This is a genomic window from Neobacillus drentensis, from assembly GCF_036965645.1.
GTDB lineage: Bacteria > Bacillota > Bacilli > Bacillales > Cytobacillaceae > Neobacillus > Neobacillus drentensis_D.
In genome coordinates this window covers 1-15,700 of record NZ_JBALPZ010000121.1, presented here as the reverse complement: position 1 = coordinate 15,700, position 15,700 = coordinate 1, and the positions used below count along the sequence as shown (strand labels likewise).

The window sequence follows — 15,700 nt, the reverse complement described above, 5'->3', positions numbered from 1 at the left end:
GGAGGACAAAAATGAAATATTTAGTCATTAAGTGTGGCGGAAGTGTGTTAGAAAATCTGCCAAGATCCTTTTATGAGGATATCGTAAAGATGCATGCATCTAGTGAGTGGACGCCTATCATTGTGCATGGCGGGGGACCATTAATTACATCTTTACTAAAAAGCTTAAACGTTGAAACCAAATTTGTGAATGGATTAAGAGTAACTGATCATCAAGTGTTAGACGTAGTCGAAATGGTTTTAAGCGGGTCTGTCAATAAACAGGTGGTTAGAAACCTTGTAGAAGTTGGCGGAAATGCTGTAGGCATTAGCGGCGTCGATGGAGGGTTATTAAAGGCGGCTCCAACGTCAAATGCAAAAACATTGGGCTTTGTAGGAGAAGTTGTTGAAGTAAATCACAGTATCATCCAAGGAATTGTTAACCAAGGATTTATTCCGGTAATCTCTCCTGTTGGAATTGATGCAAGTGGGCAGCGTTACAACATAAATGGCGATATTGCGGCCTCAGCGATTGCCAAGGCATTGGAAGCAAACCTTTGTTTCATCAGTGATATTCCAGGTATCTTAGTTGAAAATGATGGGGTAAAAACGAAGATTGATAAGGTCTCTAAGGCCATCATTGAACAGATGATAGAAGACGAAACCATTTATGGCGGGATGATTCCTAAGGTCCAAGCAGCGATTGACGGCCTTGTTCATAACATCCCTGAAGTAGGAATCATAAATGGGTTTGAGAAAAATAGTCTGTTAGATTACTCTAACGGCAAATGTGTAGGTACTAAAATTGTCTTAGAAGAGGAGATTGCGTAATGGTTAACGATACATTTGTCTCCCTAACCACACCAGTAATGGCCACATACAGCCGATTCCCAGTCACTTTAGTGAAGGGAAAGGGCAGCTACGTGTGGGACGACCAAGGGAACCAATTCTTAGATTTCACTTCAGGCATTGCTACTTGTAACTTAGGGCATGTTCCCGACCCGGTTAAGAAAAAACTGGAGGAACAATTGCAGAACTTGTGGCATTGCTCAAATTTATATAATATCCCGAATCAAGAGCAGCTTGCTGCTTTATTAACAGCTAATAGCTGCGGCGATCAGGTTTTCTTTTGCAACAGTGGTGCGGAAGCGAATGAAGCTGCTATTAAACTGGCAAGACGTTACGCCAATAAAATAAAAGGAAGCGGCTCTGCAGAAGTGGTTACCTTTCAACAATCCTTTCATGGAAGAACCATGGCTACTTTAACTGCCACAGGACAAGAGAAAATCCAACATGGCTTTGCGCCGCTAATGCCTGGTTTCAGCTACCTGCCATTTAATGACAAAGCCGCTTTAGAACAGCTTGTCAGCCTTAAACCGGCAGCCGTATTACTTGAGCTCGTACAGGGTGAAGGTGGAGTTATTCCGGCAAATCAGGAATGGGTAACAAAACTCTCACAAATCTGCAAGGACAATGAGATCCTTCTGATGGTGGATGAAATTCAAACAGGCATTGGCAGAACGGGTACATTATTTGCTTATGAACAATATTCCATCGAACCAGATGTAATCAGTATCGCAAAAGGGTTGGGGTCTGGTTTTCCAATTGGAGCGATTATTGCTAAAGAAGAGGCAGCAAAAGGGTTTGAACCTGGCAGCCATGGCAGCACTTTTGGTGGAAACCCCTTGGCGACAGCAGCTGGGCTTGCCACAGTGACCCATATTATTGAGAGTAACTTACTCGAACAGGTAAAGGAAACGGTAGAATATTTAGATTTGAAGCTTCAAGCATTAAAGGAGAAATACTCTTTTATTAAGGAAATCCGCGGTAAGGGGCTTTTAAAAGGATTAGTGGTTGAAACCAATGCATTAGAGATTGTCCAAAAGGCAATCACCAATCACCTTCTTATTTTAACAGCAGGGCCAAATGTCGTTCGTATATTACCGCCATTAACCGTAACAAAAGCGGAAATGGATGAATTTACTGCAGCGTTGGAAGAAACATTCCAAAGTATAGAGAAAGGCGTGTGAATATTTTGGAAAAGGGTTATCTTACTTTGGAAACAGGAGAAGTTTTTGAAGGTGTACTAATAGGTGCAGAGAAGGACTCTCTCGGAGAGGTCGTTTTTAATACAAGTATGACCGGTTATCAGGAGATCATCACGGACCCATCCTATGCCGGGCAGATTATTACTTTTTGTTATCCAATTATAGGAAACTATGGGATAAATGCAATAGATGATGAAAGTATTTCTCCTGCTTTAGCGGGAGTCGTAATAGGGGATTTATGTGAAACGCCGAGTCATTATCAATCCATAAACAAATTTTCAGAAAAGCTGAAAATGGCAGGGGTTGCCGGAATTGCTGAGGTAGATACAAGACGGCTTGTCAAAACGATTCGCAGCCGTGGAACTGTAAAAGGATTTCTAGGTAAAGAAAAGGGAATCACATTGCCTAGCGATCAAAATGCAACGATGTGGGTGGATAAAGTATCTACGAATAAGATTCAATATTTCAAGAATAATGGGCCTCACGTCGTGCTAATGGATTTCGGCTATAAAAAGTCAATCCTTCATGCACTTTTAGAGGAAAAATGTTCGGTAACCATTGTCCCTTACACAACTTCATTCGAGAAAATTAAATCCTTAAATCCAGATGGTATTTTACTAAGTAATGGGCCCGGAGACCCGATGCAGTTAAAAGCGTGGTTCCCGGAAATTAAAAAAATTACCCAGGCTTTCCCAACACTTGGAATATGCCTTGGTCATCAACTAATTGCGTTGTCATATGGGGCAAAAACTACAAAACTTGCATATGGACACAGGGGCGGAAACCATCCGGTTAAGGAATTGACAACCGGTAAGGTGAAAATAACCGCACAAAATCATAGCTATGTGGTCCTTGATGAGAGCATTGATCAAAAGGTATTTAATGTTACCTACCGAAATATAAATGACCAATCCATTGAAGGATTGCAACATAAATTGTATCCAATTCAAACCGTTCAATTTCATCCGGAAGCACATCCCGGACCAAGCGATACGGATTATATTTTTAAAGATTTTGTGAGTCAGATCGCATCATTGGGAGAGAACATTTATGCCGTTAAATAAAAATCTAAAAAAAGTACTCGTCATTGGTTCAGGCCCGATTGTAATAGGGCAGGCAGCAGAATTCGACTATGCCGGCACACAGGCGTGTATCGCCTTAAAAGAAGAAGGAATTGAAGTTATTCTTATTAATAATAACCCGGCCACGATTATGACTGATGAGGCAGTAGCCGATAAAGTATATATTGAACCTTTAAATGTAGAAACGATTGAGAAAATTATCCAAAAAGAACAACCAGATGGCGTTATTGGTACACTTGGCGGTCAAACAGGATTAAATTTAACCGTCCAACTATTTGAACAAAAAATATTAGAAAAATACAATGTTGAATTATTAGGCACCTCGGTAGCATCTATTAAGAATGGTGAGGATCGCGAGAAGTTCCGTAACTTAATGATAGAAATCGGTGAACCAATTCCAGAATCTGAAATCATTCATAGTTACGAAGAAGGCGTTCAGTTTGTTCAAAAAATCGGTTTTCCTGTCATCATCCGCCCAGCCTATACGCTTGGAGGAGAGGGTGGAGGATTCGCCTATAATGATGAGGAACTTGAACTTGTGCTAAAAAAAGGTTTGACTGCAAGTCCGATTCACCAAGTTTTAGTTGAGAAAAGCATCAAAGGCTGGAAAGAAATTGAATATGAAGTCATGAGAGATGCAAATGATACGTGCATCATTGTTTGTAATATGGAAAATATGGATCCCGTTGGAGTTCATACTGGAGATTCCATTGTTGTCGCCCCATCACAAACATTAACAGATGTACAATATCAAATGCTGCGTGACGTTTCGATTAAAGTAATACGAGAGTTAAAGATTATCGGTGGATGTAATATTCAGTTTGCACTTCATCCGGAATCCAATCAATACTATATTATCGAGGTCAATCCAAGGGTAAGCCGTTCATCCGCGCTTGCTTCAAAGGCAACAGGATACCCGATTGCAAGGATGGCGGCAAAGTGTGCGATTGGTTATCATCTTGATGAGATTGTGAACCCGATAACAGGTAATACTTTTGCTTCTTTTGAGCCAGCGATTGATTATATTGTGGTGAAACTGCCTCGCTTTCCGTTTGACAAATTCCCTGAAGCAGACCGGACATTGGGAACACAAATGAAAGCAACAGGTGAAGTTATGGCAATTGACCGAACGTTTGAAGGAGCTTTAAACAAAGCAATTCGCTCCATGGAAATGAATGTTTATGGTCTATGTCAAACTGCTTATGAATCATTTGATGAGTCTTCTTTGTTTAAACTACTTGAAATAGCAAATGATAGGCGGCTATTTGTCATTGCCGAAGCATTTAGGAGAGGTATCACTCTTCTAAAAGTGCAACAACTGACGGAGATTGACCCGTGGTTTTTACACAAAATTAGCTCAATCGTTGCGTTAGAAAAGGAACTAGCCTCTTACCAATGGAGCACTGTTCCAAGCAACCTGCTTAAAAGAGCCAAACGTAACAACGTGGCTGATAAGCTAATAGCACAAATTTATCAAATTCCAGAAAAACAAGTACGAGACAAGTGGAAAGAGCTCGGATGGAAGCCTGGTTATAAAATGGTAGATACGTGTTCAGCAGAATTTGATGCCGTAACACCTTACTATTATTCCACTTGGCATGGCATTGATGAGGTAGAAATCACAGACAAGAAAAAGATTCTCGTTATTGGATCTGGTCCAATTCGTATTGGCCAAGGAATTGAATTTGATTATTGCTCCGTCCATGCCGCTAAAGCGCTCAAGAAAAAAGGCTATGAAGCCGTTGTGATTAATAATAACCCAGAAACAGTGAGCACAGACTATTCAGTTGCCGACAGCTTGTATTTTGAACCGCTTGCTGCTGAAGATGTCTTGCATGTGATTGAAAAAGAAAAAGTGGATGGCGTGTTAATCCAGTTTGGCGGGCAGACTGCCATCAATCTTGCTCATGATTTAGAAGAAGAAGGAATTACGATCTTAGGGACAACAGTTAAAAATGTTGACCGTTTAGAGGACCGGAAGGAATTTTATCAACTCCTAGATGAATTAACGATTCCTCACATTGAAGGAAAAACAGTTTCGCAGCCTGATGAACTGATAGAAGCGGCTAACGCTTTGGGCTACCCAGTGCTTGTTCGTCCATCCTATGTAATTGGCGGCCAGTCCATGTTTACGATTTTTTCTGAACAAGAGCTAGTACAGTACATTCACCAGCTTGAGGAAAATTCACATGCGGAAATGTGGCCTTTATTAGTTGATAAGTTTTTACCAGGGCAGGAATGTGAAATTGATGTCATCTGTGATGGGGAAAATATTGTCGTACCCGGTATTTTTGAACATATTGAAAAAGCTGGGGTTCATTCCGGTGATAGTATTACAGTATTTCCGCCAATCTCTTTATCTAGCAAAATCAAAGAAACCTTAATTGATTTTGCAGGCAGAATCGCAAAGTCTGCTCCTGTGATTGGAATCATGAACATCCAATTTGTTATCTATGATGAAATTGTTTATGTGCTGGAGGTAAATCCGCGTTCATCCCGTACAGTGCCGATTATTAGTAAAGTTACCGGCGTTCCGATGATTGAGTGGGCCACACGTGTTCAATTAGGAGAATCGTTAACGGAATTGAGTCAAGATTTGGGGCTACTTGCTGAACCTGATTACTTTTCAGTAAAATCTCCTGTGTTTTCGTCTAGTAAGCTTAAAGGAGTCGATCACGTACTCGGACCGGAAATGAAGTCAACAGGAGAAGTTCTTGGAATTGACTCTAACTATCAGACCGCGCTTCAAAAATCTGTACCTTTAATCAATGGAAGCAAGGGAGAGGGTTATCTGCTATGTTCGATTTCGGACAGGGAAAAAACGGATAGTCTTACTATTTTAAAGGAATTAGTAAAAGAAGATTACAAGATTGCGGCAACAGAAGGAACGGCTGAATTTTTAAAGTACAATGGCTTTTCTGTTGAACTAGTGGTTCAAGACGAGAAAGATTTGAATAATATTTTCCGAAATAAGCCAATTCAGGCTGTTATTAATATACCGAACCAAGGGCGAAATAAAAACAAATTCGGTTTCCTATTGCGTGAGTATGCAGTCCGTTATAAAGTGCCAGTGTTCACACATCTTGATACCATTGAAACCACATTAGGTGTGCAAAGGAAGCTTGGGGCTGAATATGAAGTAAGGACAGTTAGTGAGTATTATAAATATGAGAAAGAAGGTGCCGTTCATGTTAGAAGCAATTAATACGGACGGAAAAAGCATCAGCAAAAAACAAACATTAAAAGGTTTAGATTTTTTACAGCTAGCTGATTTTAGTGCTGATCAAATTCTTTATTTGCTGGATGAAGCGGTCGAATTGAAAAAATTGCAAAAACAGGGTAAACCCCATCCATTCTTAAGCGGGAAGGTCTTGGGAATGATATTTGAAAAATCCTCGACTCGTACCAGGGTTTCCTTTGAAGTAGGGATGCTGCAGTTAGGAGGACATGCCATCTTTTTAAGCTCAAGGGATATTCAGCTGGGCCGAGGCGAGAGCATTTCAGATACCGCCAAGGTTTTGTCCCGTTATATTGATGGAATCATGATTCGTACATTTTCGCATGATTCGGTTGAAGAGTTAGCTTCTCATGCAACAGTACCTGTTATTAATGGATTAACAGATCTGCAGCACCCGACCCAGGTGCTTGCAGATTTACTAACCATCCTTGAGCATAAAGGAAAGTTGGCAGGCTTGAAGCTATGCTATATCGGTGACGGTAATAATAATATGGCTCATTCTCTAATGGAAGGGGCCGTAAAGGTCGGAATGGATATCAGTATTGCCAGTCCTGATGGCTACATGCCTAATGAAGAAATTACTGAAAGAGCCATCCAAGCAGGGAAGGAAATGGGAAGTACGATTACAATCACAAATGATCCTTATGAGGCAATAAAGGATGCAGATGTGGTTGTCACGGATGTTTGGACCAGTATGGGGCAGGAAGAAGAAACCGCCATCCGTTTAAAAGCATTCAAAGGTTTTCAAGTCAACGAAGAATTATGCAGCCATGCGAATAAAGATTTTATCTTTTTACATTGCTTACCGGCACACCGTGGTGAAGAAGTAACGAGTGAGATTATCGATGGGCCGCATTCAGTTGTATTCGATGAAGCTGAGAACCGTTTACATGCTCAAAAAGCAATTTTAAAACTTTTACTATCATAATGGGTTCCTTTTTTATGAGATGTGTTGTATAATCATTCTATCGAATGAATAAAAATCCATTAAGTATTCAAGGAGAGTTAAGATAAAAATGACTAAGGAAAAGATTGTATTAGCATACTCAGGCGGTTTAGATACATCAGTATCAGTGAAATGGATCCAAGAAAAGTACGGATATGATGTTATTGCGCTAGGTCTAGATGTTGGTGAAGGAAAAGACTTAGAAGCTATTAAAAATAAAGCATTAAAAGTTGGCGCATCAAAAGCGTATATGATAGATGCAAAAGAATTGTTAGCAAAAGAATATATTTTACCAGCTTTAAAGGCTAATTGTTTATATGAAGGTAAATACCCGTTATCGTCAGCTCTATCAAGACCGCTTATTTCTAAATTATTGGTAGAAGTTGCGGAAAAAGAAGGAGCAGCGGCTGTTGCCCACGGATGTACAGGTAAAGGGAATGACCAAGTTCGCTTTGAGGTATCCATCCAAGCATTAAATCCTAGTTTAAAAGTGGTCGCACCTGTTCGTGAGTGGGGAATGACCCGTGACGAGGAAATTAAATACGCGGAAGAAAACGGGATTCCTATTCCAGTAAATTTAGATAATCCATTTTCCATTGATGCAAATATCTGGGGACGTGCCTGCGAGGCGGGAGTTCTTGAAGATCCATGGGCAGAGGCACCGGAAGCAGCGTTTGACTGGACTAATCCAATTGAATTGACACCAGATGTACCTGAATATATTGAAATCGAATTTGTACAAGGGGTTCCGGTTGCGCTAAACGGTGAAAAGCTTCCGCTTGTTCAGCTTATTGAAACACTTAATACACTTGGCGGTAAACATGGGGTTGGCCGTATCGACCATATTGAAAATAGATTAGTAGGAATTAAATCTAGAGAAGTGTATGAAAACCCTGCTGCGTTAATTTTAATTAATGCACATAAGGAATTAGAGTTTTTAACGCTAACTCGCGAAGTTACCCAATTTAAGACACAGGTTGAACAGCAAATGGCAAAGATTATTTATGAAGGCCTTTGGTACTCACCGATCAAACCAGCACTTGATGCTTTCATCGATGAGACACAAAAGGTAGTTTCTGGTACAATCCGTGTCAAATTGTTTAAAGGAACTCATACAGTGGTTGGACGCAAATCACCACATAGCCTTTATAATGAAGAATTAGCTACGTATGCAAAAGGCGATGCTTTTGATCATAATGCCGCTGTTGGCTTCATTAAGCTATGGGGGCTGCCAACCAAGGTTTATTCTGAAGTTAATAACAAAGAAACGATTTTAAAATAAATCCGGATTGCCCTCGAATCCATTTCGGGGGCTCTCTTCTTTATTGTAGATAAGAAAGTATAAAAAATTGACTTTGAGAATTGTCTAGCTCCAGCGCCTAGCCCCTCGAGGTCACAAGACAATCCATCCAAAAGGTTAAAAGGCAACCTTTCGGCCGGCTTGTCTTGTGCTTGTCGGGGCTGACCAAGGCGCTTGCGCTTTTCTTATTTAGGAGGAACAGTTATGTCTAAGTTATGGGGCGGCCGTTTTACGAAAGAAACCAATAAGCTCGTTGAAGAATTTACAGCATCAATTTCCTTTGATCAAAAGTTAGCGAAAGAAGATATTGCCGGAAGTATGGCACATGTTCAGATGCTCGGAGAATGCGGGATTATTCCGATGGAGGATGCTAGTAAAATAAAGGACGGCCTTCTTGCTATTAAGAAAATGGTCGATGCTAACGAAGTGGAGTTTTTAGTTGAAGATGAAGATATTCATATGAATATTGAAAAGCTCTTAATTGAAAAAATCGGGCCAGTAGGCGGTAAACTTCATACTGGGCGCAGCCGTAATGACCAAGTAGCTACTGATATGCATCTTTATTTAAGAACCAAAACAACTGAATTGATTAAATTAATTGAGGATGTCCAGCAGGCATTAATCGGGCAGGCAAAGGAACACATTCATACATTAATTCCTGGTTACACTCATTTGCAGCGAGCGCAGCCTGTGTCCTTTGCTCATCACCTAATGGCATATTTCTGGATGTTTGAACGTGATAAAGAAAGACTAATCGATTCACTAAAAAGGGTTAATTGGCTGCCGCTTGGCTCTGGTGCATTAGCTGGAACTACTTTTCCAATCAACCGTGAGCGTGTCGCAGAAATTTTAGGCTTTGAAACGATTTATCCGAATAGTATGGATGCAGTGAGCGACCGCGACTTTATTTTGGAATTTTTATCGGTTGGGTCTATTATTATGACACATATTTCTCGTTTTTCTGAGGAATTGGTCATTTGGTCAAGCCAAGAGTTTCAGTTTGTTGAACTAGATGATTCTTTCTGTACAGGTTCAAGTATCATGCCTCAAAAGAAAAACCCAGATGTACCAGAACTACTTCGTGGTAAAACAGGCAGAGCTTATGGGAACCTGATTGGGTTATTAACCGTTCTTAAAGGTTTGCCATTAGCTTATAATAAAGACCTTCAAGAGGATAAAGAAGGTATGTTCGATACAGTAGTGACTCTTGAAGGGGCATTAAAGCTATTAGCTCCAATGATTGAGACGATGACTGTTAAAAAAGATGTGATGCGCAAAGCGATCAATAATGACTTTTCCAATGCAACGGATATAGCAGATTATCTGGTTAGAAAAGGCTTGCCATTCCGTGAGGCGCACGAAGTGATTGGGAAAATAGTCTTATATGCCATTCAGGCAAATAAGTTTTTACTAGATTTAAGTTTCGAAGAATATCAAAGCTTTAGTCCTTTATTTAATGAAGATATTTACGAGGTATTGGCTCCTGAGCATGTAGTCGCGGTAAGAAACAGCTTTGGAGGCACAGCACCCGAACAGGTGGAGTATCAAATAAAGCTTGCAGAGGGTAAGCTTCAAAGATAACAATGGAAATTAAGACCCGCTAAACGGCGGGTTTTAATATATTCTTTACCGAATTAAAAGAATATATTGACATTTATTAATAATTAAACTACAATACTTTTTATAACTTAACTTGGTAATTTATGAAAATAAAATATAACTCTTATCCAGAGAGGCGGAGGGACTAGGCCCGATGAAGCCCGGCAACCTTCAAGGTATTCCTTGAAAAGGTGCTAATTCCTGCAGGTTATTCAGCCTGAAAGATAAGAGGAGGAAAAGCCCTCTTCTTATTAAGAGGGCTTTTCTTCATTTTTAAAAAAACTGACAAAGATCATACAAATATACTAAGAAGGGTGGATCAACATGTCTGTAATTAAAGTGGCAATCCTTGGTTTTGGAACGGTTGGTGAAGGATTTTATCGGACGATTCAATCACATGCGGAAGAACTGACAGCCGTTTTAGGCAAGAAGGTAGAGGTGGCTGCCATACTAATCAAGAATAAGCAGAAGAAGCGGGATATTAGTAAAGATGTACTAGTGACAACAGAATTTGCGGAGATACTAAATTTGCCACAGCTTGATGTCGTTGTCGAAGCCATTGTTGATAAGGACCCAACCTACATATTTTTAAAGAAAGCCATTGAGCGGGGCTGTCATATTATTACAGCAAATAAGGAAATGTTTGCCCACTATGGGGAAGAGCTGCTTGAACTTGCAAAAAAACATCATGTCTCGGTTGGATATGAAGCAACTGTAGCTGGAGGAATTCCAGTGATTCAGACATTAAGACAATTATTGAATGTAAATCGTGTCCAGCAAGTTCAAGGGATATTAAATGGCACATCGAATTTCATTTTAACGGAAATGAGGGAAAAGAAGCTCTCATTTGCCCAGGCTTTACGAGCAGCCCAAGAAAAAGGATTTGCTGAGGCCAATCCAACAAATGATGTAGAAGGTTTTGATGCCTTTTATAAAGCCATGATTTTAAGCAGACTAGCCTTTGGCGAAGAACCAAATTGGCATTCTGTAGAACGGATGGGGATTACATCCATCACGAGCGAATTAATTCATACAGCTGAAAGGCTTGGACTAAGGTTTAAACATATTGCTAGTATAAAGAAATTGAGCCATCAACTTAAAGCATCTGTTAAACCAGTTCTAGTTGGAAATGAGCACCCTTTATATCATGTCGAAGGGGTTCAAAATGCGGTAAATATTTCATCGGATATTGTTGGCCAAATAACACTTCAGGGACCAGGGGCAGGTATGTTTCCAACAGCAAGTGCTGTTATTGAAGATTTAGTCTATGTTTGTCAGAATCGACCTGAAAGCCAAGGGATCCTATCATCAAGTGAAACAAATACTGCCATTCAGGAACAGGGGCAGCAAGAAGAAACTTGGTTAATAGTTGGACTACAAAAAAATGCAATTGACCCATCGATTAAAGAAATTGAGCATGTTGAAGATGAAACATGGGTTGCCAAAGCGAAAAAAGAAGAAATAGAGGAGCTAGCACGAAAACATCAAGACCTATTATATTTTCAAATAATAGGAGCTTTTGAAATTGAGCAAAAACCAACAAAAATAGCTTTATAGGATTATAAAACATTATTCCCATTATAAGAAAGGCTCTATTAAACGATATTGTTGTTTTTTTACTTTGTTGATTGGAGCAGAAATCAACAGCCCAATTTAATAGAGACATAAAAAAAAGAGCCCCCAGCTCTTTTTTTTACTTTTTACATTCACTTCCAATAAAAAAGTTCACTAATTCCGTTAAATTAGACATTAGTTTAGTCAGAAATGATTGTCCTTCATATCCTATAAGGACCAAATGGACGAGTATATTTTTAAAGGAAGTGAAGAGGTCCGTATGACAGCAAAGTTTATAAGCAACAGGAGCAATGAATTGTTTTCTGGTTCCTTGAGAGAGCAAAGGTCCAGAGGCGGTACTGGTGGAAAAAGCTGGGGCGGCGAATTTAAGTGGTCAGAAATTATAAGTAAACGAACTAACGATTCCGAGCAAAAATCAGAAAAAGATACAAGAGAAATTTCCCAAGATGAAACAAATGATGAGATTGAAGTTAGTATTATCATTCCATCACAAAATAAGTATCCACTAAATTTATTTACCCTTTACTCCCTCGAGAATCAAACCTTTAACACTAAGAAGATGGAAGTAATTTTCATTAACGATGCTTCAACTGATCAAACAGAAGAAGCAATTAAAGACTACCAGCCTCCATATCAGTTTAAGTATATTCACAGCACAAAAAGACTCGGCAGAGCTAGGGTTAGAAATTTAGGCATTCAATCAGCAAGGGGAAGTATAATTATCTTCCTTGATGCTGAAATGATTACTGAACCTGAGTTTGTCGCGAATCATTTAGACTATCACCAAACTTCACCAAATCTTATTGTAACAGGGGCAATGTCATCCAAGGCATTATATTCCTGTATTTTTCCAGAATTCTCCGACCAAATCATGAACAAGCTCAAGGATAGAGCAAAAAAGAATCAAAAAATATATGAGAGACTCCAAGATTGTATATTTCCCCTTGAATCATCCTATCCACTGATTGAAAAAGACGATATAGTGCAGGGAACCTTTAAAGAAATAGCGTATAGTGCTTACCCATGGTTTCAATCAATAACCAGTCAATTCAATGAAGAATTAGAAGGGTTCATGTTTCCATGGATGGCATTTCTGACTGGAAATATCTCCATGAGGAAGGAACTCATCACCCAGGCAGGGATGTTTGATGAAGAGTTTTTTCATTACGGATATGAAGATTGGGAGTTAGGATATCGGTTATATAAAATGGGTGCCAAATATATAGTCAGCAATAAAATCACCACATACCACCAAGAGCATCCTGTTGGGGAAGGAAAGTGGAAAGAGGCCGTTGGAAACTTTGGCTTATTCACGATAAAACACCATGATGTTGATGTACTAATTTTAGCGTTAGAGCTTGCTAGGATGACAGATTTATTAATGATGAACAATGTCTTAAAGGAATATAAACTGCTTCTGGAAACAAATCCAGAACAATTTCAACATTTCTCGGAAAAATTCATTACGATCCTTGAGACGATTATTCTTTTGTTAGAAGTAGACATTCGTCATTTTAATATCTTAGGGGCCGCGGGCTTTAGTTCAAAAGATAGAAAAAGGCTTAAAAAGGATAGGAAACAAATTGAGGCCCTTAAGAGCTATCCGAATTTAACCAATTTTTTGTCAATGGTGATAAACTCATAAACCTATGAGGGAGGAAAAATAGTGGTTTCCATTATTACTTGTACAATAAGAGATGATTGTATGGATAATGTTTTTAAGAATTATGAGCAGCAGACTTGGGAGGATAAAGAGTTAATTGTTATTTTGAATAAAGATACAATGGACATCGATCGATGGATTGAAAAGGCAAGAAACTATCCGAATGTCCAGGTGTTTCAATTACATGAAAAGGCCGCTTTAGGCGACTGTTTAAACTTTGGGGTTTTGAACTCCAGCTATGAGATTATCGCTAAATTTGACGATGATGATTATTATGGACCTGATTATATTACAAATGCAATGGTGGTCTTTGAGGATGCGAATGTCTCGATTATTGGTAAAAACTCGCTTTATATCTACTTTAAGAATAAAAGAGCCCTCATCCATGTTCCGGGAACGGAAAATGCAATGTCCGATACAGTAGCAGGAGCCACGCTAATTTTTAGAAAAAGTGTGTTTTATTATGTCCGATTTGAAAAAGTAAATCGTGCGGAGGATTATTTTTTTATTGAACAATCTAAAAAAGCAGGTTTTAATGTCTTTTCAACTGATTGTTATGATTTTGCAGTCATTCGGCAGGACTCAGAGAAGCATACTTGGAAAATTACTGATGACGACCTGATGGCTTGGGGAGAATTAGTTGGATATATGGATGATTTTCAATCTATAGTATCGAATAGGCAGAAAGTTTAAGGACAGAAGCAGGGCAGCGCCTGCTTCTGTTATTTTTTATAAAGAAGTTATTGATTACGGTTTTTCACGCGCTGGTTAGCGGCATTAGCGCGCGCCTGTGCCTCAAGATCGGCGTGATCTGCAAACTCTGCAGAATACTCGACATCATTACCATCTGTTTTTAAGTTTTTGGGAACTTGTGGAAGTGACCCTTTATTATGCTTTTGCCCTTGTGCTCGACCCATGAAAAAAACTCCTTTCAAAATTAAACTAAAGAGAGGAACGATTGTCCTCATTACTAGTTTTTACTGTTTGAAAGGAGTCCATTAATGGAAAAATTTAATTTTCATTCTCTGTATGTATTCCTAAATACGAGTCTTTTTGTCTGTGAAGCCAGCCGCACGGTCAGCCATTTTAAAATCACGCTGATAACGGACTTCCTGCATACTTGTTAATGGATATTTTCCTCCGCCTCTGCTGTCCTTCTTTTTCTTTTCACCCATTCATTCTCATTCCTTTCACCATTTTGTTAATAATCTAAAACTTGAGTGCATTACTCATACTAAATATGTACTTATTTCCATTTTTACCTTTTAGAAAAAAAAGATACGGTTTTTTTATAATATATTTTAAAAAATGATTCTTCTGTATGGTAAAGTAATTTTGAGGTGAAGGATATGGCCATTATTACAAAAATCACCACACAACAAAAGAATCAAGACCGATTTAACGTTTTTATGGATTATGGTAAAGGTAAAGGTGAGGAATTTGCTTTTAGTATCGACAGCGATGTATTAATTAAATATCAGATTAAAAAGGGAATGGAACTGGATGACTTTTCCTTCTTAGAGATTCAATACCAAGATGACATACGCAAAGCTTATAATTTGGCTATCAATTATTTGGCAAGAAGAATGCGGTCGGAAAAAGAAATCGTCGATTACCTTGTTAAAAAGGAAGTAGACGAGCCGATTATTAATGAAGTTATTCATAAATTATCTACTCAACATTATATTAATGATCAAGAGTTTGCTGTAGCTTACGTAAGGACTCAAGTAAATACGACGGATAAAGGTCCAAATGTAATTAAAATGGATTTGAAGGAGAAGGGAATAGCTGAGGCAATCCTCTTACTGGCGCTTGAGGAATTTCCTTTGGAACTGCAGATTGAAAAGGCAATGAAAATTTCGGTGAAGTTTAATCAAAAAAATGCAATGGTTTCTTTTAAGGTTCAAAAACAAAAGCTTGAGCAGTTACTGCTGAGAAAAGGGTACTCTTATGAAGTTATAAACATTGCTGTTAATGAAGCAGAGGTACCAAAAGAAGTGGATGAGGAAATGGAAGCTGTTCGATTTCAAGGTGAGAAGGTTCATAGAAAGTATTCTCACCTTAATGCATTTGAGTATCAGCAAAAAATAAAACAAGCACTGTATCGTAAGGGTTTTTCAATGGATTTAATTGAGCGTTTTATAGCAGAGAAGGACGAGAACTCATAACGTAATAAGGTCTGAGTGAGGCAAGGGATTCGGACAGCCGAAGGCGATTTCCGGTGAGTAGGTGTCCGAACGTGAGCAAGCTTTGGACAGGTCAAAGAGAAAA

At 39.0% G+C, this 15,700-nt stretch carries 13 protein-coding genes and 1 riboswitch; of the genes, 11 read left to right on the top strand and 2 right to left on the bottom strand.

The genetic code is table 11. The features are described 5' to 3' along the window. The first annotated feature begins 11 nt into the window (after positions 1-11). The 10 genes from argB to V7266_RS21135 all read left to right on the top strand — a co-directional run bounded on the left by argB (position 12) and on the right by V7266_RS21135 (position 14,122). Positions 12-809, top strand: a complete 798-nt coding sequence (argB, locus tag V7266_RS21180; RefSeq protein ID WP_335470645.1) for an acetylglutamate kinase — start codon at positions 12-14, stop codon at positions 807-809. After that, on the top strand, positions 809-2,008 hold the full coding sequence (locus V7266_RS21175; RefSeq protein ID WP_335470643.1) for an acetylornithine transaminase: 1,200 nt from the start codon (positions 809-811) through the stop codon (positions 2,006-2,008). The genes argB and V7266_RS21175 overlap by 1 nt, the downstream gene beginning before the upstream one ends. A 5-nt stretch (positions 2,009-2,013) precedes the next feature. Further along, a complete protein-coding gene (locus tag V7266_RS21170) occupies positions 2,014-3,090 on the top strand; it encodes a carbamoyl phosphate synthase small subunit (protein ID WP_335470734.1) in 1,077 nt (358 codons plus the stop codon). Then, positions 3,077-6,313, top strand: a complete 3,237-nt coding sequence (gene carB / locus V7266_RS21165; protein ID WP_335470641.1) for a carbamoyl-phosphate synthase (glutamine-hydrolyzing) large subunit — start codon at positions 3,077-3,079, stop codon at positions 6,311-6,313. Before V7266_RS21170 ends, carB begins: the two co-directional genes overlap by 14 nt. Continuing rightward, positions 6,297-7,274, top strand: coding sequence for an ornithine carbamoyltransferase (gene argF / locus V7266_RS21160; protein WP_335470640.1), 978 nt, complete (start codon positions 6,297-6,299; stop codon positions 7,272-7,274). The genes carB and argF overlap by 17 nt, the downstream gene beginning before the upstream one ends. A gap of 88 nt (positions 7,275-7,362) precedes the next feature. Beyond that, positions 7,363-8,574, top strand: coding sequence for an argininosuccinate synthase (locus V7266_RS21155; protein WP_335470639.1), 1,212 nt, complete (start codon positions 7,363-7,365; stop codon positions 8,572-8,574). A 222-nt stretch (positions 8,575-8,796) separates the two neighbouring features. Continuing rightward, positions 8,797-10,173, top strand: coding sequence for an argininosuccinate lyase (argH, locus tag V7266_RS21150; RefSeq protein ID WP_335470638.1), 1,377 nt, complete (start codon positions 8,797-8,799; stop codon positions 10,171-10,173). Positions 10,174-10,312: 139 nt separating this feature from the next. Next, a riboswitch (SAM riboswitch) is annotated at positions 10,313-10,422 on the top strand. A 93-nt stretch (positions 10,423-10,515) separates the two neighbouring features. Then, the gene (locus tag V7266_RS21145) at positions 10,516-11,748 is read left to right on the top strand and encodes a homoserine dehydrogenase (protein WP_335470636.1); all 1,233 of its coding nucleotides are present in this window, start codon (positions 10,516-10,518) and stop codon (positions 11,746-11,748) included. A gap of 277 nt (positions 11,749-12,025) precedes the next feature. Further along, on the top strand, positions 12,026-13,411 hold the full coding sequence (locus V7266_RS21140) for a glycosyltransferase family 2 protein (protein WP_335470635.1): 1,386 nt from the start codon (positions 12,026-12,028) through the stop codon (positions 13,409-13,411). Positions 13,412-13,432: 21 nt separating this feature from the next. Continuing rightward, positions 13,433-14,122: a glycosyltransferase gene (locus V7266_RS21135; RefSeq protein ID WP_335470633.1), complete on the top strand. Its 690-nt coding sequence runs from the start codon at positions 13,433-13,435 to the stop codon at positions 14,120-14,122. A gap of 47 nt (positions 14,123-14,169) precedes the next feature. Here V7266_RS21135 and V7266_RS21130 read toward each other — a convergent pair whose 3' ends face one another. Both V7266_RS21130 and V7266_RS21125 read right to left on the bottom strand, forming a co-directional pair. Further along, the gene (locus tag V7266_RS21130; RefSeq protein WP_335470632.1) at positions 14,170-14,346 is read right to left on the bottom strand and encodes a YfhD family protein; all 177 of its coding nucleotides are present in this window, start codon (positions 14,344-14,346) and stop codon (positions 14,170-14,172) included. Between the two features lie 120 nt (positions 14,347-14,466). Beyond that, a complete protein-coding gene (locus V7266_RS21125) occupies positions 14,467-14,604 on the bottom strand; it encodes a YfhE family protein (RefSeq protein ID WP_160725471.1) in 138 nt (45 codons plus the stop codon). Between the two features lie 174 nt (positions 14,605-14,778). Here V7266_RS21125 and recX point away from each other — a divergent pair, with 174 nt between their 5' ends. After that, positions 14,779-15,597 carry a recombination regulator RecX gene (gene recX / locus V7266_RS21120; protein WP_335470630.1) on the top strand — a complete coding sequence of 273 codons (819 nt, stop codon included), beginning with the start codon at positions 14,779-14,781 and terminating at the stop codon, positions 15,595-15,597. Positions 15,598-15,700 lie beyond the last annotated feature (103 nt).